Below are 13,201 nucleotides of genomic sequence, written 5' to 3'. Positions count from 1 at the left end.
GAAAGAAGAAAGCCCGCTCCGGGATACCGGGGCGGGCCTTGGAGGAGGATGAAGGGGTGGGACCCTGTCCTCTTGTTTCCACGGGGGGTGTGGACCGAATTAACAATACGAGAGTCGCGAAGAATTTTGGATCACAACGCGGCTTGCCGTCATCACAATCCGGTGCGCCGCGACCCGGAACTGGTCACGAGATCGCGACCATCCGAAGCATTGCGAGCTTCTAAATCCGCCCGAGCACGACAAGGACGATGATGATCAGGAGCACAAGCCCGAGTCCGCCGCCGCCATAGTAACCTGTTCCGTAGAAGGGTCCGCCGCCGAGGCCGCTGAAGCCGCCAAGCAGCGCAATGACAAGAATGATGATGAGTATGGTGCCTAAGCTCATGGTTCCCGCTCCTGTAGGCGCTGACGCGCTGGCTAACATCGTCGCATACGATGTTTCGGAAAAGAGAACGTTCGGGCGGCCTTACCGTTCCGTATGATCGTAGAGTGGTATCCACAAGGAAGAGATTTCGCCGGCAAACCGCTGAAGATGCAGAAAGCCCGCCTGGACGGCGGGCTTTCCGACCGACCGGAGGTCAGGAGAGTGCGGTCAAAGCCTCACGGCTGGTTCCGCACTTCCGATCCCCGCGCTGCTGGCATCAGCGGCGGGCGATCAGCAGGCAGAGCTGACGCAGATCGCGGTCATAGGCACCCTCACTGCTGAGCACGTCGACGCAACGCTTCTTCATGCGTGCGACCTGGCTGTCGGACATCTGAGCTACGACGCCCGGCAGGCGGCCGGGATTGCTGGGGTTCGAGGGATTGCTCGGGTTGGACGGATTGCTGGGATTGGTTCCTCCGATACCCACGCCAACACCGACGCCAGTGCCACCGACATTGGCCCCGAGCCCTGCCGTCACGCCACTGGTGCCGCCGACATTGGCACCAAGACCAGCATTGACGCCGTTGCTGCCCCCGACCGAGGCGCCAAGTCCGGCGCTGACACCGCTCGAGCCGCCCACATTGGCGCCGGCTCCGGCGTTGACGCCACCGCTCCCACCGACGGAGGCACCTGCGCCGGCATTGATACCGCCGCTGCCGCCGACCGATGCGCCCACGCCGGCATTGACGCCGCCGCTACCGCCGACGGAGGCGCCGACACCAACGCCCAGACCCGCCGCATTCGTCGGCATGGAAAGAACAAGAACTAGTGCACTCCCAGCCAACACACTGGCGACTGTTCTGATGATAAAAGCCATAACACTCTCCTGTTGTCGTTGTGCTAAAGCATTCGGCATACAACCGATTGCTACTTCAACTACGAGACAGGCGATATCAAGTTTCAAATCAACACGTAATTACGAGATCGATGGTATTTATTAAAGAAACGAGGGATATATAAGAGTAATAAAATTATAATACAGTTGAAAAGGATATTTCATGATTGAGAACAGTAATATCGATATGCACAACATACCGAAAAGAAAAACGATTTTTATGGCCCTTGCCGAATTGCCGTCAGATAAGGCCGTCTGGCGCGGAGCGCAAAGACCGGACATCGGCTTCCGCCAAGAATTCCGGTAGGACAAAGGGAGGAGGCCGGCATTTGTCTGGAACCGCGACCCGCTTCAACGAAGCGCAGTTGACCAATCCGGGCAGACAGGATCGGCCATTTCGGCCCTACCCTCAGAAAAATCGCGGCAACAGCCTGTAGCGCACCCGTTCCATATAGGCGCGATACTCCGGCTCGGCGGCCAGCAGCGCCTCCTCGCGCAGAATGCGATAGAGCTGCAGATAGGTAATCACGGCGTAGACAAAGAGGTTGGGGAGGGAAAAGGCCGACAGCAAAAAGAGGACATGGCCGGCTAGGTAGCCGGCGTAGATCGGGTGCCGAACCACCCGGTAGGCGCCGCCCGTCATCACGCCGCGGTTTCCGGGCAGGATGGCAAAGGAACGGCCGAGCGAAATCTTCCCCCAGATGACAAACATCAGCGCCAGGAGTTGCAACGGCGCCGCTATATAGACCGGGACAAGCGCCACGCCAGGCTGGAGGCTGACCAAGGCAACACCGAAACTGGCCGTCACGGAGACGACGACGGTAAGCGGATTCCAGTCACGCGTTACCGGACGCCGCGACAGAAGCAGCCAGGTGAAGGTGAGTATCTCGGAAATCGCAACCAACGCGGCGTTGAGCCGGGTCGGATCCTCGACGACCTGATACAAGCCGCGATAGACGAACAGGGCTGCGCAAGCCAGGGCACAGAGGCGGAAGAAGCCCTCGCGTAGGTCGACCAGCATGTCACGCCTTCGCGCGGCCGAGAAAAACCCGCCCTGATTATGCGAAAACGCTTCACTCTTTGACGTGAGCAACGCAAGCACCCCGATGATCCCTCAGGGCGACCTTTGCACGCAACCATTGCCGGGCGGTTAACCGGCAAGATCGAAACGATGCTACCGGAATCCGCCTCGGCATGTTTCGAAGCCTCCTAGCCCAGAGCCGAATTGCTGAAATACTTCGCGAAATCAGGGCGCTGTGCCAGAATTTTACCATCGCCATCGCGCAGAATTCCCGCCGTGAAGAGATAGTCGCCGATCGCGTCCATCTTGGCTGGATCCATCGTGCCGAGAGCGCCGTCTTTTGCGCGCAGATAGTGGCCGTCGATCAGCGACTTCAGCGACGCCTCGATCAATGCCGGATTGGTCAGGGCATCCTTGTTGGCGGCGATCAGCAGCGCGGCGGCTTCCCCGGGATGATCGACCGCGAACTGATAACCGCGCCGCGTTGCCTGGACGAAGGCCGACGCCAGCGCCGGATTTGCCTGGAGATAGGCTTCGCTCGACGAGATCAGCGTCGTGTGCTCGTCAGGCACGCCATAATCGGCATAGACGAAGCTGCGTTGCTTGACACCCTTGAGCTCGGCCTCGATGCCCTCCCAGGTCGAGACCTCGAGCGTGAAGTCGACTGAGCCGTTGGCCAGCGCTTCATAGGCGGAGGTGCCGAGCGTCACCGTTTCGAAATTGCCCTTGCCGCCGTCATGTCGGATGATGGTCGAGATCAGCGCGTTTTCCCAGGCGCTGCCAAAACCGCCATAGATCAGGCCGTCGAGATTCTTCGGGCTCCTGATCTCGCTGCGCGCCGCGTTGAAGACCACGCGGCCGGTTTCGGACTGCACCACGGCATAGACGGCCTTCAGGTCGGCACCGGCGGTCTTCTGGGTGAACAGGCTGATCGTGCCGTTGATGCCGAAGTCGGCAACGCGGTTGGCGACCAGCGTACCGGCGCCGGTGTCGCTGTAGGGTAGAATGTCGACGTCGAGGCCAGCCTCGTGATAAAACCCCTTGTCGCGGGCGACGAAGAGCCCGATGTGGTTGGTGTTGACCGTCCAGTCCAGCGCGACGGAGACCTTTTGCGTTGCCGCGAAGGAGCGGCTAGATCCGGCGATGAGCGGAAGACTGCTGGCAAGGGCGAGCAGCAGGGCTTGTCGACGCGTCAAGTCAATCATGGTCGTGTCCTTTGAATGGTTGAGGGTTGAGCAGAATGTCGAGGATCTCGGCTTCGAGTGCGCCGGCCTGTTGCGCGGCGGCGCCTGCCGGATCGCGCGGGCGGGGCAACGGCACCCTGATTTCACGCACCACACGAGCCGGGTGCGCCGACAACACATAGATGCGATCGGACAGGAACACGGCCTCGCGCACATCATGTGTGATCAGCAGCGCCGTCCAGCGATGGTGCCGCCACATCTGCTCGAGCCAGCGCTGCATGGCCGCGCGTGTCAGCGCGTCGAGAGCGCCGAACGGCTCGTCGAGCAAAAGCATGTCGCGCTCCTGCACCACCGTGCGCAAAAGTGCCGCGCGCTGGCGCATGCCGCCCGAGAGTTGCGCCGGAAAATGCCGCTCGAAACCGGCAAGCCCGAACTCGGCGAACAGCGACGCGACGCGCGCCCGCGCGGCCTTGCGTTTAACGCCTTGCACCTCGAGCCCGAGCGTCGTGTTATCGAGGATGCGCCGCCACGGCATCAGTGCGTCGCGCTGCGGCATGAAGGCAAAATGCCTGCCATGATCGTCGAGCGGCGCGCCGTCGAAAAACATCTCGCCTTCGCCATGCTCGGCGCCGGTCAGAAGCTGGAACAGCGTCGACTTGCCGGCACCCGAAGGTCCCAGGATCGAGACGAATTCGCCGGCACCGACGCTAAGCGAAATGTCCGCGAGCACGTCGAGCCCGTCAAACGCCTTGCGCACATGTCGCAATTCGAGCCGCCTCATTGCCGCGGCACCTTTCCCGCGCGCTGCTGGCCGGCCCGCTCCCAGGGCATGGCGAGGCGCTGCAAGAGCACGGTCAGCCCAAACAGGATAAGCGTCAGCGCGGCGCTGACACCGACGGCGGCCAGCACCAGATCGGGGCGGAAATTGTTCTTGGCGTTGAGCATGTAGATACCCAGCCCCTTCGCGGCGCCGGCATATTCGGCAAAGATGGCGCCGACCACGGCATAGGTGATGGAGATTCTGAGGCCGGCGAAGAAATAGGGCAGCGCCGAAGGCAGGCGCGCCACCACAAAGACTCGCCAGCGCCCTGCCCCCATGGCGCGCAGCATCTGGCTGATCTCAACCTCGGTCGCCTCGTAGCCCTGCACCAAAGCCACCAGCATCGGGAAGAAGGTGACCAGCGCCACCAACATGATCTTCGGGGCCAGCCCGAAACCGAACCACAGCACCACCAGCGGCGCTATCGCCACCAGCGGCAAGGTCTGGCTGACGATGAAGACGGGAAACAGCGCGCGCCGCATCGGCTGGAAAAAGTCGACCAGCATCGACAGCGCGAAGGCGGCGGCGAGCGAGCAGGCAAAGCCGGCCAGCGTGGCGCGGATGGTGGGAACGGCGTTGTCGATCAGCGCGTCACGATTGAGCATCGCCTGTTCGAGGACGCGTGAGGGTGCCGGCAGAATCGTCGGCTTGATGCCGGAATAGGTAGCGTAGAGTTGCCACGCCACGGCGAGCAACCCGACCGAGATGATGGCGGGTATTGCCTTGGCAAGGGAAGCCGAGAGCGGGCGCGGCGCGACTGGTGAGACCACGGGCATAACCTTTGACGAGGGGTCGCGCGCAAGCGCGGTAGGCTCAGACAGCCGACGGGCTGTTGGCCGAAACCGTGACGTCGAGGGTTACGTGGCCGGCGCCCGGCCCGAAGCGGCAGAAAGCCTCGTTCAGCGCCGAAAAGATCGCGCCCGTATCGCCCCGCAGTTTGGTGCAGAAGTTCTTGGAGCGATCATAGACGCCGGATTGTTTCAGGAAATCGATACAGCCATAGATCTCGTCCATGTGGTCGCCTGTGCCCATCACGTAGAGCGAGAACTGCGCCGCCGCCGGCTGGCCGGTGGCAGCAGCATTGCGCACGGCGCTGATGGCGGCTTCCTTGCGTGGGCCGAGCGGCCCGACAGGTCCGCCAAATGCGTCGGAGCGGCAGATCGGATCATCCGGCTCACCTGGACAGCCGCGCGAAATGGCGGCCGACAGCACACAATGCTTGCCGCTCCGCGCCGCCGCCACGAACAGATCGCGCAGCGCCGGGAACAACACTTCCGGTGGCCCGACCAGCAAGGTCGAGATGTCGTCGGTCTCGATCCTCAGCCTGTCCCGATAGGGATCGAGCGCGCCGAGCGCGCCCAGGATAACGCCGACGAAATCGTCGGCCATGGGATATAGGGAAATCTGTGCGCCTGAAAACATCGCCCGCCTCGCTCCGCTGGTATTACCCAGATCAGCTTCTAGGGTCCGTGGGCTTGCCGCCCCCGTCTCAGCCCCGACCGTACGGAGCACCCCTGTGGATGGGCGCGTTAAAGCACCATTCGAACTGAAGGGAAAGACGTTTTTTCAACGCACTGCGCCAAAAGCGTTGCACCAGGCCTGGTCACCAGATGGACGCGAGGAGGTCCTCCCAAGTGACTTTTATCGGGAACCTTCGCCAATCCGCGAGGTTGTCCCACCAGTCGCAAGGCGACGAGTTCACAGAAATGGAGACAGAACCATGTTCATGAAAATCCTCGCAGCTTCGGCGTTTACCGTTGCTCTGGCCACGTCCGCGATGGCGCAGACTGCAGCCGGCACGGATGGATCGTCCGGCAGCGGCAAATCGGTCACCGTAGACCCGAGTACGCCAGCTTCGCCCAATCCGGTCGATCCGGCAACAACCAACAGCACGACCACCGCACCGACCGACATGAACTCCAATGCGGACAAGAATTGCCCGACCAGCCCGCAAGGCGCGCAGTCCGATGCCAACGGCAATGCGACGGCGCCAACCGTGAACGACAAAAACTGCGGCAAGTAATCTATTGATCAAAATCGGAAAGCCGCCGGACACCCGGCGGCTTTCGAAAATCATTCCCCGCAATCACTCCATGGGTCGCGAAGAGGGTGCACAGACCGGATCGACGATCGCGATGTTATCGCCAAACCGTCAGGACGCTGCCTTCTCACGAACCGGCAACTTCCAGCCCGGCCTGACGAAATGGCAGGTGTACCCGTTGGGATATTTCTCCAGATAATCCTGATGCTCGGGCTCCGCCTCCCAGAAGGCACCTGCCGGGGCCACCTCGGTGACGACCTTGCCGGGCCACAGGCCGGATGCATCGACATCGGCGATAGTGTCTTCGGCAACGTGCTTCTGCTCGTCGCTGGTGTAGTAGATCGCCGAACGGTAGCTCATCCCGACATCGTTGCCTTGGCGATTGCGCGTCGTCGGATCATGGATCTGGAAAAAGCGCTCCAGCAGCGTGCGATAGCTGATCACCGCTGGATCGAAATTGATCTCGATGGCTTCGGCATGGGTGCCGTGGTTGCGGTAAGTGGCGTTGGGTACATCACCGCCGCTGTAGCCGACACGGGTGGAAGTGACGCCGGGATAGCGCCGTATCAGGTCCTGCATGCCCCAGAAGCAGCCGCCGGCAAGCACTGCGCGTTCGGTCGAAGTCGCCATGTCACCTCTCCTCAAAGAGCAATTCACGGGAAAACGTTAGCGATTTCCGGCCTGAATTGCACAACAACAAATTTGGTAGCCCATAAATGGGCATTGTCTGCGGCTTCGTCCAGCCGTCTGGAATGGAGGCGACACCCGGCAGAGTGCGTGCGGCCATAATATCACGACGCGGAACGGCAGCGAACCGCCGCTGACCTCAGCCGCGCAGATGCCGGGTCCGGCTGTCGACGGCGACCGGCAGGTTGCGCGTGCCAGGCGGAATGGCGGCAAAACTTATGGCCACAGGCGGCGCCTTGAGCGACCAGCTGAAAAGAACAGTCTTGACCGGGATGTCATGCAGCCATGCCTGCAGCCCCGACGGCACGTCACGGCCTGGCCAAACCATCAGCATGCCGTGGTCACGCAATCGCTGTCTTGTGATCCAGGGCGCGAACCGCATATCGAGGTCAGTGAAGATCGACGGCTTGTCATAGGCATTGAGGCCAGCAAGCATGGCCAGATCCGGATCCCCGCCAACGATGTCGAGCCGACCGGGCGATGCCGAATGCCAGACGGCTTCAGCCTCATCCGAGATCGGTCGCGCAGGCCAGCAGACTGGCTCCATGTGCCCCCACAAATTGCAGTTCGTCCAACGCATCGCCGCATAGGCACCGGACGTGCCGACAATGCAGATCAGCGCGCAAATCGCCAGCCTTCGCATTTCGAGGGTGCCAAGCCGATGGCCCACGAGGGCGAGAACCACGACACCGACAAGATTGTACATCGGCGCGCCCCAGGCTTCGCCGGTACCGGTGAACGGCGAAGCCACCATGATGAGGATCGCTGGTCCAAGCCCCATCCACGCGAGATAGACGAGCGTACCGTGTTCGACAGGCTTATCCGGCGCGGGTGAGCGGCGCAGCAATCCAGATATCGCCAACACCAGAAGAAAGCCGGAAAGGCCAGCCAGCTGAACGCCGATATAATAAAGGCGCGCACGGTGCTCCATCACCCATTGGTCGCGGTCGGCAAAATAGGTCAGCGGTAGAAAATCCATACGGTAGAGATGGATGGCCAGCGGCGCGGCAACCGCAAAAAAAACGGCTAGACCGAGCCAGGGCCAGGGCGTCGCCAGCCGGCTGCGTGCACGCGCATCGGACAAGAGCCAGAGAGCGCCGAAGGCAAGCAGCAGGCCGGTGGAGAACTTGGCGTAGAGCCCGACGCCCGACACCAGTCCGAGCGCCAGCCACCAGCCCGGCCCGCCGCCGCGGACGGCGCGCCAAAGCAGCCAGCAAATGGCTGCCCAGAACGGCATCTGCGCATAGTCGTGATTGAACTGCGGCGTCGGCCAGCCGAAAAAATAGATCGACGGCATCAAAAGCACCGCGGCCAACGCGCGGCTTCGCCCCAACATGTCGCGGCCCAGCAGATAGACCAGAACGAAGGTCGAAGAAATCGTCAGTTGGGCGAGCAGATATTGCGGCCAGCGAAACGATCCCGTGAGAAGATGGCTGGTCTCAAGCAGCCAGCCGGGAAGCTGCGGATGCTTATAAGTCAAAAGCACCCATTCGCGACCCCACATAAAGCCTTCGACGACATCGCGAGGCGGAGCTGCGTCGACCAGCGCGGGCACCATCGTCCAGCAGACGATCTGCACCAGGCACAAAAGCGCCAGCAGATACCAGGGATGACGGATGAGACCGGGCCAGATCGATGCACGGTCGATGCCCGCGATAGGCAAGCTGGTCGGCAGCCAACCATCCATGGAGTCGTCAATTCCCGTCATGCGGCGCTTAAATCACACCGACCGGTTTTCCGAATAGTGCCGATATCGAAGCTTACGAAAATGTATACTTCCACCGCCATCGCAAGACCAAGATTGGGCGGGAATTTCGGCGCTCCGTTGCCCTTCCCCGGCAGAACAGCCCGTACATCTGATCCAATCTCCACATCCCGGATATTCGATGCGTCACCCCCATGCCGTCATCCACCACCGCGCGCTCGACTTCTGGCTGGCGCGCGCGGCTGTCCTGGTCATCATCTGTCTGCAACTCCTGGTGATCAACGATCTCTCGTTCGGCCCTCGCTGGCTGGCGCCGGCGCTGGAGGCTGCCCTGCTCGTGCCTCTGTCCGTCGCCACCGCCTGGACACAGGTCGCGACCCAGAAGGCGGTCGAGGAAGAGCACTGGTGGCTGGTCGGCCGGTTTCGCATCATGATCCGCAGGACGGCGCTGGTGATGACCGGCGTCGTCAGCGTCATGAACTGCGGTTCGTTGGTGTTCCTGGTGCGCGCCCTGCTGGCGGGCCATGCCGGCTCCAGCGGAGAGACGCTTCTGATCGACGCGCTCAACATCTGGGTCACCAATGTCATCGTCTTTGCCTTGTGGTTCTGGAGCACAGATCGCGGCGGGCCGCCGACCTGCGGCCTCGTCAACCGAGCCCATTCCGACTTCCTCTTCCCGCAAATGACCTTGAACGACCGCGAGATTCGCGACTGGCTGCCTGGCTTCGTCGACTATTTCTTCCTCGCCTTCACCAACGCGACGGCGTTCTCGCCAACCGACACCTTGCCGCTCTCCCAGCGCGCCAAGCTTTTGATGATGGCCGAAGCAATGATCTCGCTGCTGACGATCGCACTGGTCGCGGCCCGCGCCGTCAACATCCTCGCCTAGGCCCAGAAACGCAAATAGCCCGCCCCGGCGAACCTGGGCGGGCTATTGGATTGTCTGCGCCTGTCCCGAAGCCGAGGCGCGGCGTGGCGGATCCGCACCCTCAATCCGCGCCGAGGTCGCGTTCGAAGATCACCTGGTCGCGCAGCGGAATGCCGTTCACGGCCAAGCCTTCGGGGTAACCGGTCGATGGCCCGAACGCGTCCTGCACGATACGGCACATGCGAAACCCCTGTCGCTGGTAAAATCGCAGATTGCCGATATCGGCAGTTGCGGTCGAGACGATCAGGCGCCGGCCGCCGCGCTCGCGGCAGCGGGTGATTGCCGCCGCGACAAGGGCACGCCCCAAGCCCTCGCTCTGCCTCGCGGGACGGACCGCAAGGCTCTTGAGTTCGAAGACACCGCCCTCGCCCGTCTCGATGACCTGCACATGGCCGACGATCCTGTTGCCGTCGCGCGCGACCAGAACCTCGCCCTTGTCGATATAGGAGGAGATCTGCGTGGGGGAATCGTCCGCCAATTCAAACAGCGGCTGTAAAGCCTTGCGGTCGCCGTCATATCGTTCAATCTGCATCCGTATGCCCGGGCTGGATCGACGCCACCGCGAGTCCGGCGGCCCTGCACCGGGATATACCAGTGGCCGGTCGGGAGCCACAAACGCAAAAAAGCCCGCCTCGGCGTGAGCCGAGGCGGGCTTTGGTTCGATCGAGCGGTCACGTACGGATTTCTCAGACCCTGAGCAAGGCCTGAACCTTATTCCTCGGGACTTGGCCTGAACTTGCGCACGATCACCTCGAACAAAATATCCGAGATCCACATGGCGCAGACGCCGATGAGAAAAGCCGCCGCCAGGGTGGTGGTGTCGTCATTGGCAAGCGGCAGGCCCGTGGCGCGGGAATACTGGACCATGGGCAGCGTCAGATAGGCGGCGGCGAGCGCGCCGCAGATCGGCGACGCCACCATTTCGCGCAGCTTGTAGCGGTGCCGCGACAGGGCGCGCAGCACACCGCCGGCCAGACCGGCGACGACGACCGGTCCCTTGATGCCGAGCAGGTCGAAGAGGTCGTGCATCATTTCATTGCCCTCGCCATGAGGAAGCCGAACACCGATTCGGCGCCGAAAATGACCAGTCCACCGGGCAGCATGGCCGGGTCCAGCGGAAGTGCGACGGCCGTCATGGCTTCCACCCGCACAGTCTTTCGCCCTTGCGGTTGTGCGCCAGCAGCGCCTTGACCTCGGCGTCCGACAGCGCATCGACCGCGGACGCCGACAGGCGCAGCGGGCTGGACACCGCGCAGAACCCGCCTTTGACGGTGGTGCATCCGGCCATCGCGGCCAGGACGGACACCAGCATCAATCCCCTGCCCATGATTTGAGCTCCTTTCGCGCGGTGGCGCCCGGCAGCGCGCCGATGTCGTTCTGGATCTGGTCGGCGATGTCGTGTGCCGCGGCTTCGGCGGCGGCCACCCGGGCACGTTCGCTGCGCTCGCCGGCAAGCCGTTGGCGAACGCCCCAGCCGAGCGCCGCGAGAATGGCCGCTCCGATGCCGAGAAGGGTCGGATTGCCAAGCAGGAATGTGAGAAGCGCGCTCATCGGTTTGGCTCATCCTTGACCAGATAGCCGAAGGCAAAGACCGCGATAGGCAGGAGCGTCGCCCATGCCTCGGCGTCGTACCAGGAAGGCCATACGTTGCGCACGAAGACGCCGGAGACCGACATGGCCGCGGCGGCGATGGTCGCGGCCGTCAGCTTGTTGGTCGGGCGGATGGTCGGTTGGGTGATGGTGGCCATGGTCAGAAGATCCCTTGCAGGGCGACGGCAATGTGATGCCAGGCGGCATAGGCGATGAGCAGGACGGCGGCGAAGATCCCGACTGCCTTGGCGGCAGTCGGCACACCGGAACCGACAGGTGCCGGCAACGCCGGCTCGGCCGCGGGCGCGTTGCCGGCGGGTGTTTCGACCGAGGGCGGCGTCGGGACTGGCCGAGGCACTGGTGTGGCAGGTTGCACGGGTGCGGACACTGTCGCCGGGGCCGACATCAGCAGGGCATCTGTCCGCACCGATCGGACGCGATCGGACCAGCCGCGCCCGAATGTCGCCCAAGTCAACAATCGCTTGAGAAACGCCAGCCGCGCATCGCAAAGCTGGTCGACGACGACGCCGGCCGGTCTTGCCCTGACCGCCGCCAGCGTCGCCGGACCGACGCGCCCGTCCTGCGAGACGCCGACGCTTGCCTGCAGGTATTTGGCCGCCCTGCCCGGCCCGCTGTTCACGGCGAAGTCGAACACGGCATAGTCGACGCCGTCAGGCAGTTCGGCGCCGGCCACGGCGTCCCAATAGAAGCGCCGGTAGACGGTCGCGACCTGACCATCGCCGATCTTGCGCAGATCGGCCTTGCTGGCATCGGCCTTCACATAGCGGCGAAAGTTCGCTAGCGTGACGCCCTTCATAGTGGCGCCGCCAGGGTCGGCCGGATTGTCCGACCAGCCGCCCTCGGATTTCAAGACAAGCGCAAGCGCCCGCGCGAAATTGCGGTCCATGGGGTGTTCCTTTCCACTCGGAGCTCAGGCTGTTAAGACGTTACAGATCTTGGGTATGGTGGGCCGCCTGCGGAAATGCCCGAACGATGGCCACCAACCTATGGCTCAGGACTGATGCGATTTTTTTGAAAACTCGTAATCAAGCTCGGTTTTGGACGAGTTCCACAGCCAGAGCAGCTGCCGCAGCACGCATCTACCGAAGACCAGATCGCGAGCTTGCTCGCTATCCGCTGGTGGGAGTGGAGTGGCGAAAAGATCATGGCTGAACAGCCGAGTTTCTTTGGTCCGATTAACACTTTTATTGCCGCCAATCGCACGTCATAGCGTGCAATCCGGAACTCATCGACCTGGTCATCCCCGATCTTGCGCAGATCGGCCTTTGGTGGCATCGGCCCTCACGCAGCCCGTAGATCGGGCGGTTGTGACGTCAGGAGATGATGGGGATTTAGAGCGCCTTTATGCTGCGAGGATGATGGCCGGATCGAGGGCACTGACAAGGCCGACCGTGTTTTAGCTCCGTAGTCGGAGCAGCCTCATGAACGCTGACAGTGTGTCAGTCAGTTGCTTGTCGGAAGGTCGCAAGCGTTTACGCATGCGGATCGCAACAATTTCATCAAGGTAGATTTCCGGCTTACGCCTGATGCGCCACAGGCGACGAAACCCGGACCTTCGGTAGATGTCTATCGCCCGCTTGTTATCGGCACGCACATGGAGTTGAAGAGATCGGTACCCCCGATTTGTGGCCTCCCGCTCTGCGGCTTCCAACAGCGTTCGGCCCACTCCTTGACGTGCAAAATTCACCAACACCGCGATAGCTTCGAGCACCGCCATCAGTCTTTCAGGCCGATACAAAAGCACGCAGAAGCCCGCAATTTCACCACCTACCTCCGCGACGATCACATTCTCATTGCGTATGAATCCAGCAAGCTTACCGGGTCCCAGCTTCTCAGCGCGCAATTCGGCCATGTCGATTTCGGCAATAGCATCGGTATCACCAACCAGGCCAGGGCGGAGGACCAATGCGCGAGATTGTTCCATGCGTCGTTCCAACAAGTATCG

The 13,201-nt window shown here is 62.2% G+C and carries 19 protein-coding genes and 1 riboswitch; of the genes, 3 read left to right on the top strand and 16 right to left on the bottom strand.

Going from position 1 to position 13,201, the window contains the following annotated elements; translation table 11 throughout:
• Positions 1–220: 220 nt before the first annotated feature.
• On the bottom strand, positions 221–385 hold the full coding sequence (locus EB233_RS14940; protein ID WP_064988046.1) for a DUF3309 family protein: 165 nt from the start codon (positions 383–385) through the stop codon (positions 221–223).
• A 256-nt stretch (positions 386–641) separates the two neighbouring features.
• Entirely contained in the window at positions 642–1,241 is a 600-nt protein-coding gene (locus EB233_RS14935; RefSeq protein ID WP_081293919.1) for a hypothetical protein, read from the bottom strand.
• A 181-nt stretch (positions 1,242–1,422) separates the two neighbouring features.
• On the opposite strand from EB233_RS14935, the gene EB233_RS14930 reads away from it, so the two are divergent.
• The gene (locus EB233_RS14930; RefSeq protein ID WP_155765285.1) at positions 1,423–1,566 is read left to right on the top strand and encodes a hypothetical protein; all 144 of its coding nucleotides are present in this window, start codon (positions 1,423–1,425) and stop codon (positions 1,564–1,566) included.
• Positions 1,567–1,668: 102 nt separating this feature from the next.
• On the opposite strand, the gene EB233_RS14925 is transcribed toward EB233_RS14930, so the two are convergent.
• From EB233_RS14925 to EB233_RS14905, 5 genes are all read right to left on the bottom strand, one after another.
• On the bottom strand, positions 1,669–2,361 hold the full coding sequence (locus EB233_RS14925; RefSeq protein ID WP_064988045.1) for a methyltransferase family protein: 693 nt from the start codon (positions 2,359–2,361) through the stop codon (positions 1,669–1,671).
• A gap of 107 nt (positions 2,362–2,468) precedes the next feature.
• Positions 2,469–3,485 (bottom strand): ABC transporter substrate-binding protein, encoded by a 1,017-nt coding sequence (locus tag EB233_RS14920; RefSeq protein ID WP_064988044.1) that lies wholly within the window; start codon positions 3,483–3,485, stop codon positions 2,469–2,471.
• Positions 3,478–4,245: an ABC transporter ATP-binding protein gene (locus EB233_RS14915; protein ID WP_064988043.1), complete on the bottom strand. Its 768-nt coding sequence runs from the start codon at positions 4,243–4,245 to the stop codon at positions 3,478–3,480. The genes EB233_RS14920 and EB233_RS14915 overlap by 8 nt, the downstream gene beginning before the upstream one ends.
• Positions 4,242–5,060 (bottom strand): ABC transporter permease, encoded by an 819-nt coding sequence (locus EB233_RS14910; RefSeq protein WP_064988042.1) that lies wholly within the window; start codon positions 5,058–5,060, stop codon positions 4,242–4,244. The genes EB233_RS14915 and EB233_RS14910 overlap by 4 nt, the downstream gene beginning before the upstream one ends.
• 37 nt (positions 5,061–5,097) lie before the next feature.
• Positions 5,098–5,706, bottom strand: coding sequence for a YkoF family thiamine/hydroxymethylpyrimidine-binding protein (locus EB233_RS14905; protein WP_027050946.1), 609 nt, complete (start codon positions 5,704–5,706; stop codon positions 5,098–5,100).
• Positions 5,697–5,810, bottom strand: a riboswitch (TPP riboswitch). Its footprint overlaps the gene before it by 10 nt.
• A 194-nt stretch (positions 5,811–6,004) precedes the next feature.
• Here EB233_RS14905 and EB233_RS14900 point away from each other — a divergent pair.
• Positions 6,005–6,307, top strand: coding sequence for a hypothetical protein (locus EB233_RS14900; RefSeq protein WP_064988041.1), 303 nt, complete (start codon positions 6,005–6,007; stop codon positions 6,305–6,307).
• A gap of 129 nt (positions 6,308–6,436) precedes the next feature.
• Here the strand turns inward: EB233_RS14900 and msrA are convergent, their stop codons facing one another.
• Together msrA and EB233_RS14890 are read right to left on the bottom strand one after the other, a co-directional pair.
• Positions 6,437–6,955 (bottom strand): peptide-methionine (S)-S-oxide reductase MsrA, encoded by a 519-nt coding sequence (gene msrA / locus EB233_RS14895; RefSeq protein ID WP_027050944.1) that lies wholly within the window; start codon positions 6,953–6,955, stop codon positions 6,437–6,439.
• Between the two features lie 196 nt (positions 6,956–7,151).
• Positions 7,152–8,699: a glycosyltransferase family 39 protein gene (locus EB233_RS14890; RefSeq protein WP_081293918.1), complete on the bottom strand. Its 1,548-nt coding sequence runs from the start codon at positions 8,697–8,699 to the stop codon at positions 7,152–7,154.
• 199 nt (positions 8,700–8,898) lie between these two features.
• Here EB233_RS14890 and EB233_RS14885 point away from each other — a divergent pair, with 199 nt between their 5' ends.
• Positions 8,899–9,606, top strand: coding sequence for a hypothetical protein (locus tag EB233_RS14885; RefSeq protein WP_064988039.1), 708 nt, complete (start codon positions 8,899–8,901; stop codon positions 9,604–9,606).
• 100 nt (positions 9,607–9,706) lie between these two features.
• Here EB233_RS14885 and EB233_RS14880 read toward each other — a convergent pair whose 3' ends face one another.
• The 7 genes from EB233_RS14880 to EB233_RS14850 all read right to left on the bottom strand — a co-directional run bounded on the left by EB233_RS14880 (position 9,707) and on the right by EB233_RS14850 (position 13,180).
• Complete coding sequence (locus EB233_RS14880; RefSeq protein WP_064988038.1) at positions 9,707–10,177, bottom strand: GNAT family N-acetyltransferase; 471 nt, start codon at positions 10,175–10,177, stop codon at positions 9,707–9,709.
• A 179-nt stretch (positions 10,178–10,356) separates the two neighbouring features.
• Positions 10,357–10,674, bottom strand: a complete 318-nt coding sequence (locus EB233_RS14875) for a hypothetical protein (protein ID WP_064988768.1) — start codon at positions 10,672–10,674, stop codon at positions 10,357–10,359.
• A gap of 103 nt (positions 10,675–10,777) precedes the next feature.
• Positions 10,778–10,972: a hypothetical protein gene (locus EB233_RS14870; protein ID WP_064988037.1), complete on the bottom strand. Its 195-nt coding sequence runs from the start codon at positions 10,970–10,972 to the stop codon at positions 10,778–10,780.
• Entirely contained in the window at positions 10,957–11,196 is a 240-nt protein-coding gene (locus EB233_RS14865; RefSeq protein WP_064988036.1) for an ABC transporter permease, read from the bottom strand. Before EB233_RS14865 ends, EB233_RS14870 begins: the two co-directional genes overlap by 16 nt.
• Positions 11,193–11,393: a hypothetical protein gene (locus tag EB233_RS14860; protein ID WP_064988035.1), complete on the bottom strand. Its 201-nt coding sequence runs from the start codon at positions 11,391–11,393 to the stop codon at positions 11,193–11,195. Before EB233_RS14860 ends, EB233_RS14865 begins: the two co-directional genes overlap by 4 nt.
• Before the next feature lie 2 nt (positions 11,394–11,395).
• Positions 11,396–12,142 (bottom strand): glycoside hydrolase family 108 protein, encoded by a 747-nt coding sequence (locus EB233_RS14855; protein WP_064988034.1) that lies wholly within the window; start codon positions 12,140–12,142, stop codon positions 11,396–11,398.
• Between the two features lie 510 nt (positions 12,143–12,652).
• Positions 12,653–13,180 carry a GNAT family N-acetyltransferase gene (locus EB233_RS14850; RefSeq protein ID WP_064988033.1) on the bottom strand — a complete coding sequence of 176 codons (528 nt, stop codon included), beginning with the start codon at positions 13,178–13,180 and terminating at the stop codon, positions 12,653–12,655.
• Between the last annotated feature and the right edge of the window lie 21 nt (positions 13,181–13,201).

Origin of the sequence: Mesorhizobium erdmanii, assembly GCF_013170725.1 — a bacterium.
Classification (GTDB): domain Bacteria; phylum Pseudomonadota; class Alphaproteobacteria; order Rhizobiales; family Rhizobiaceae; genus Mesorhizobium; species Mesorhizobium erdmanii.
This window is presented reverse-complemented; position numbering and strand designations above follow the sequence as displayed.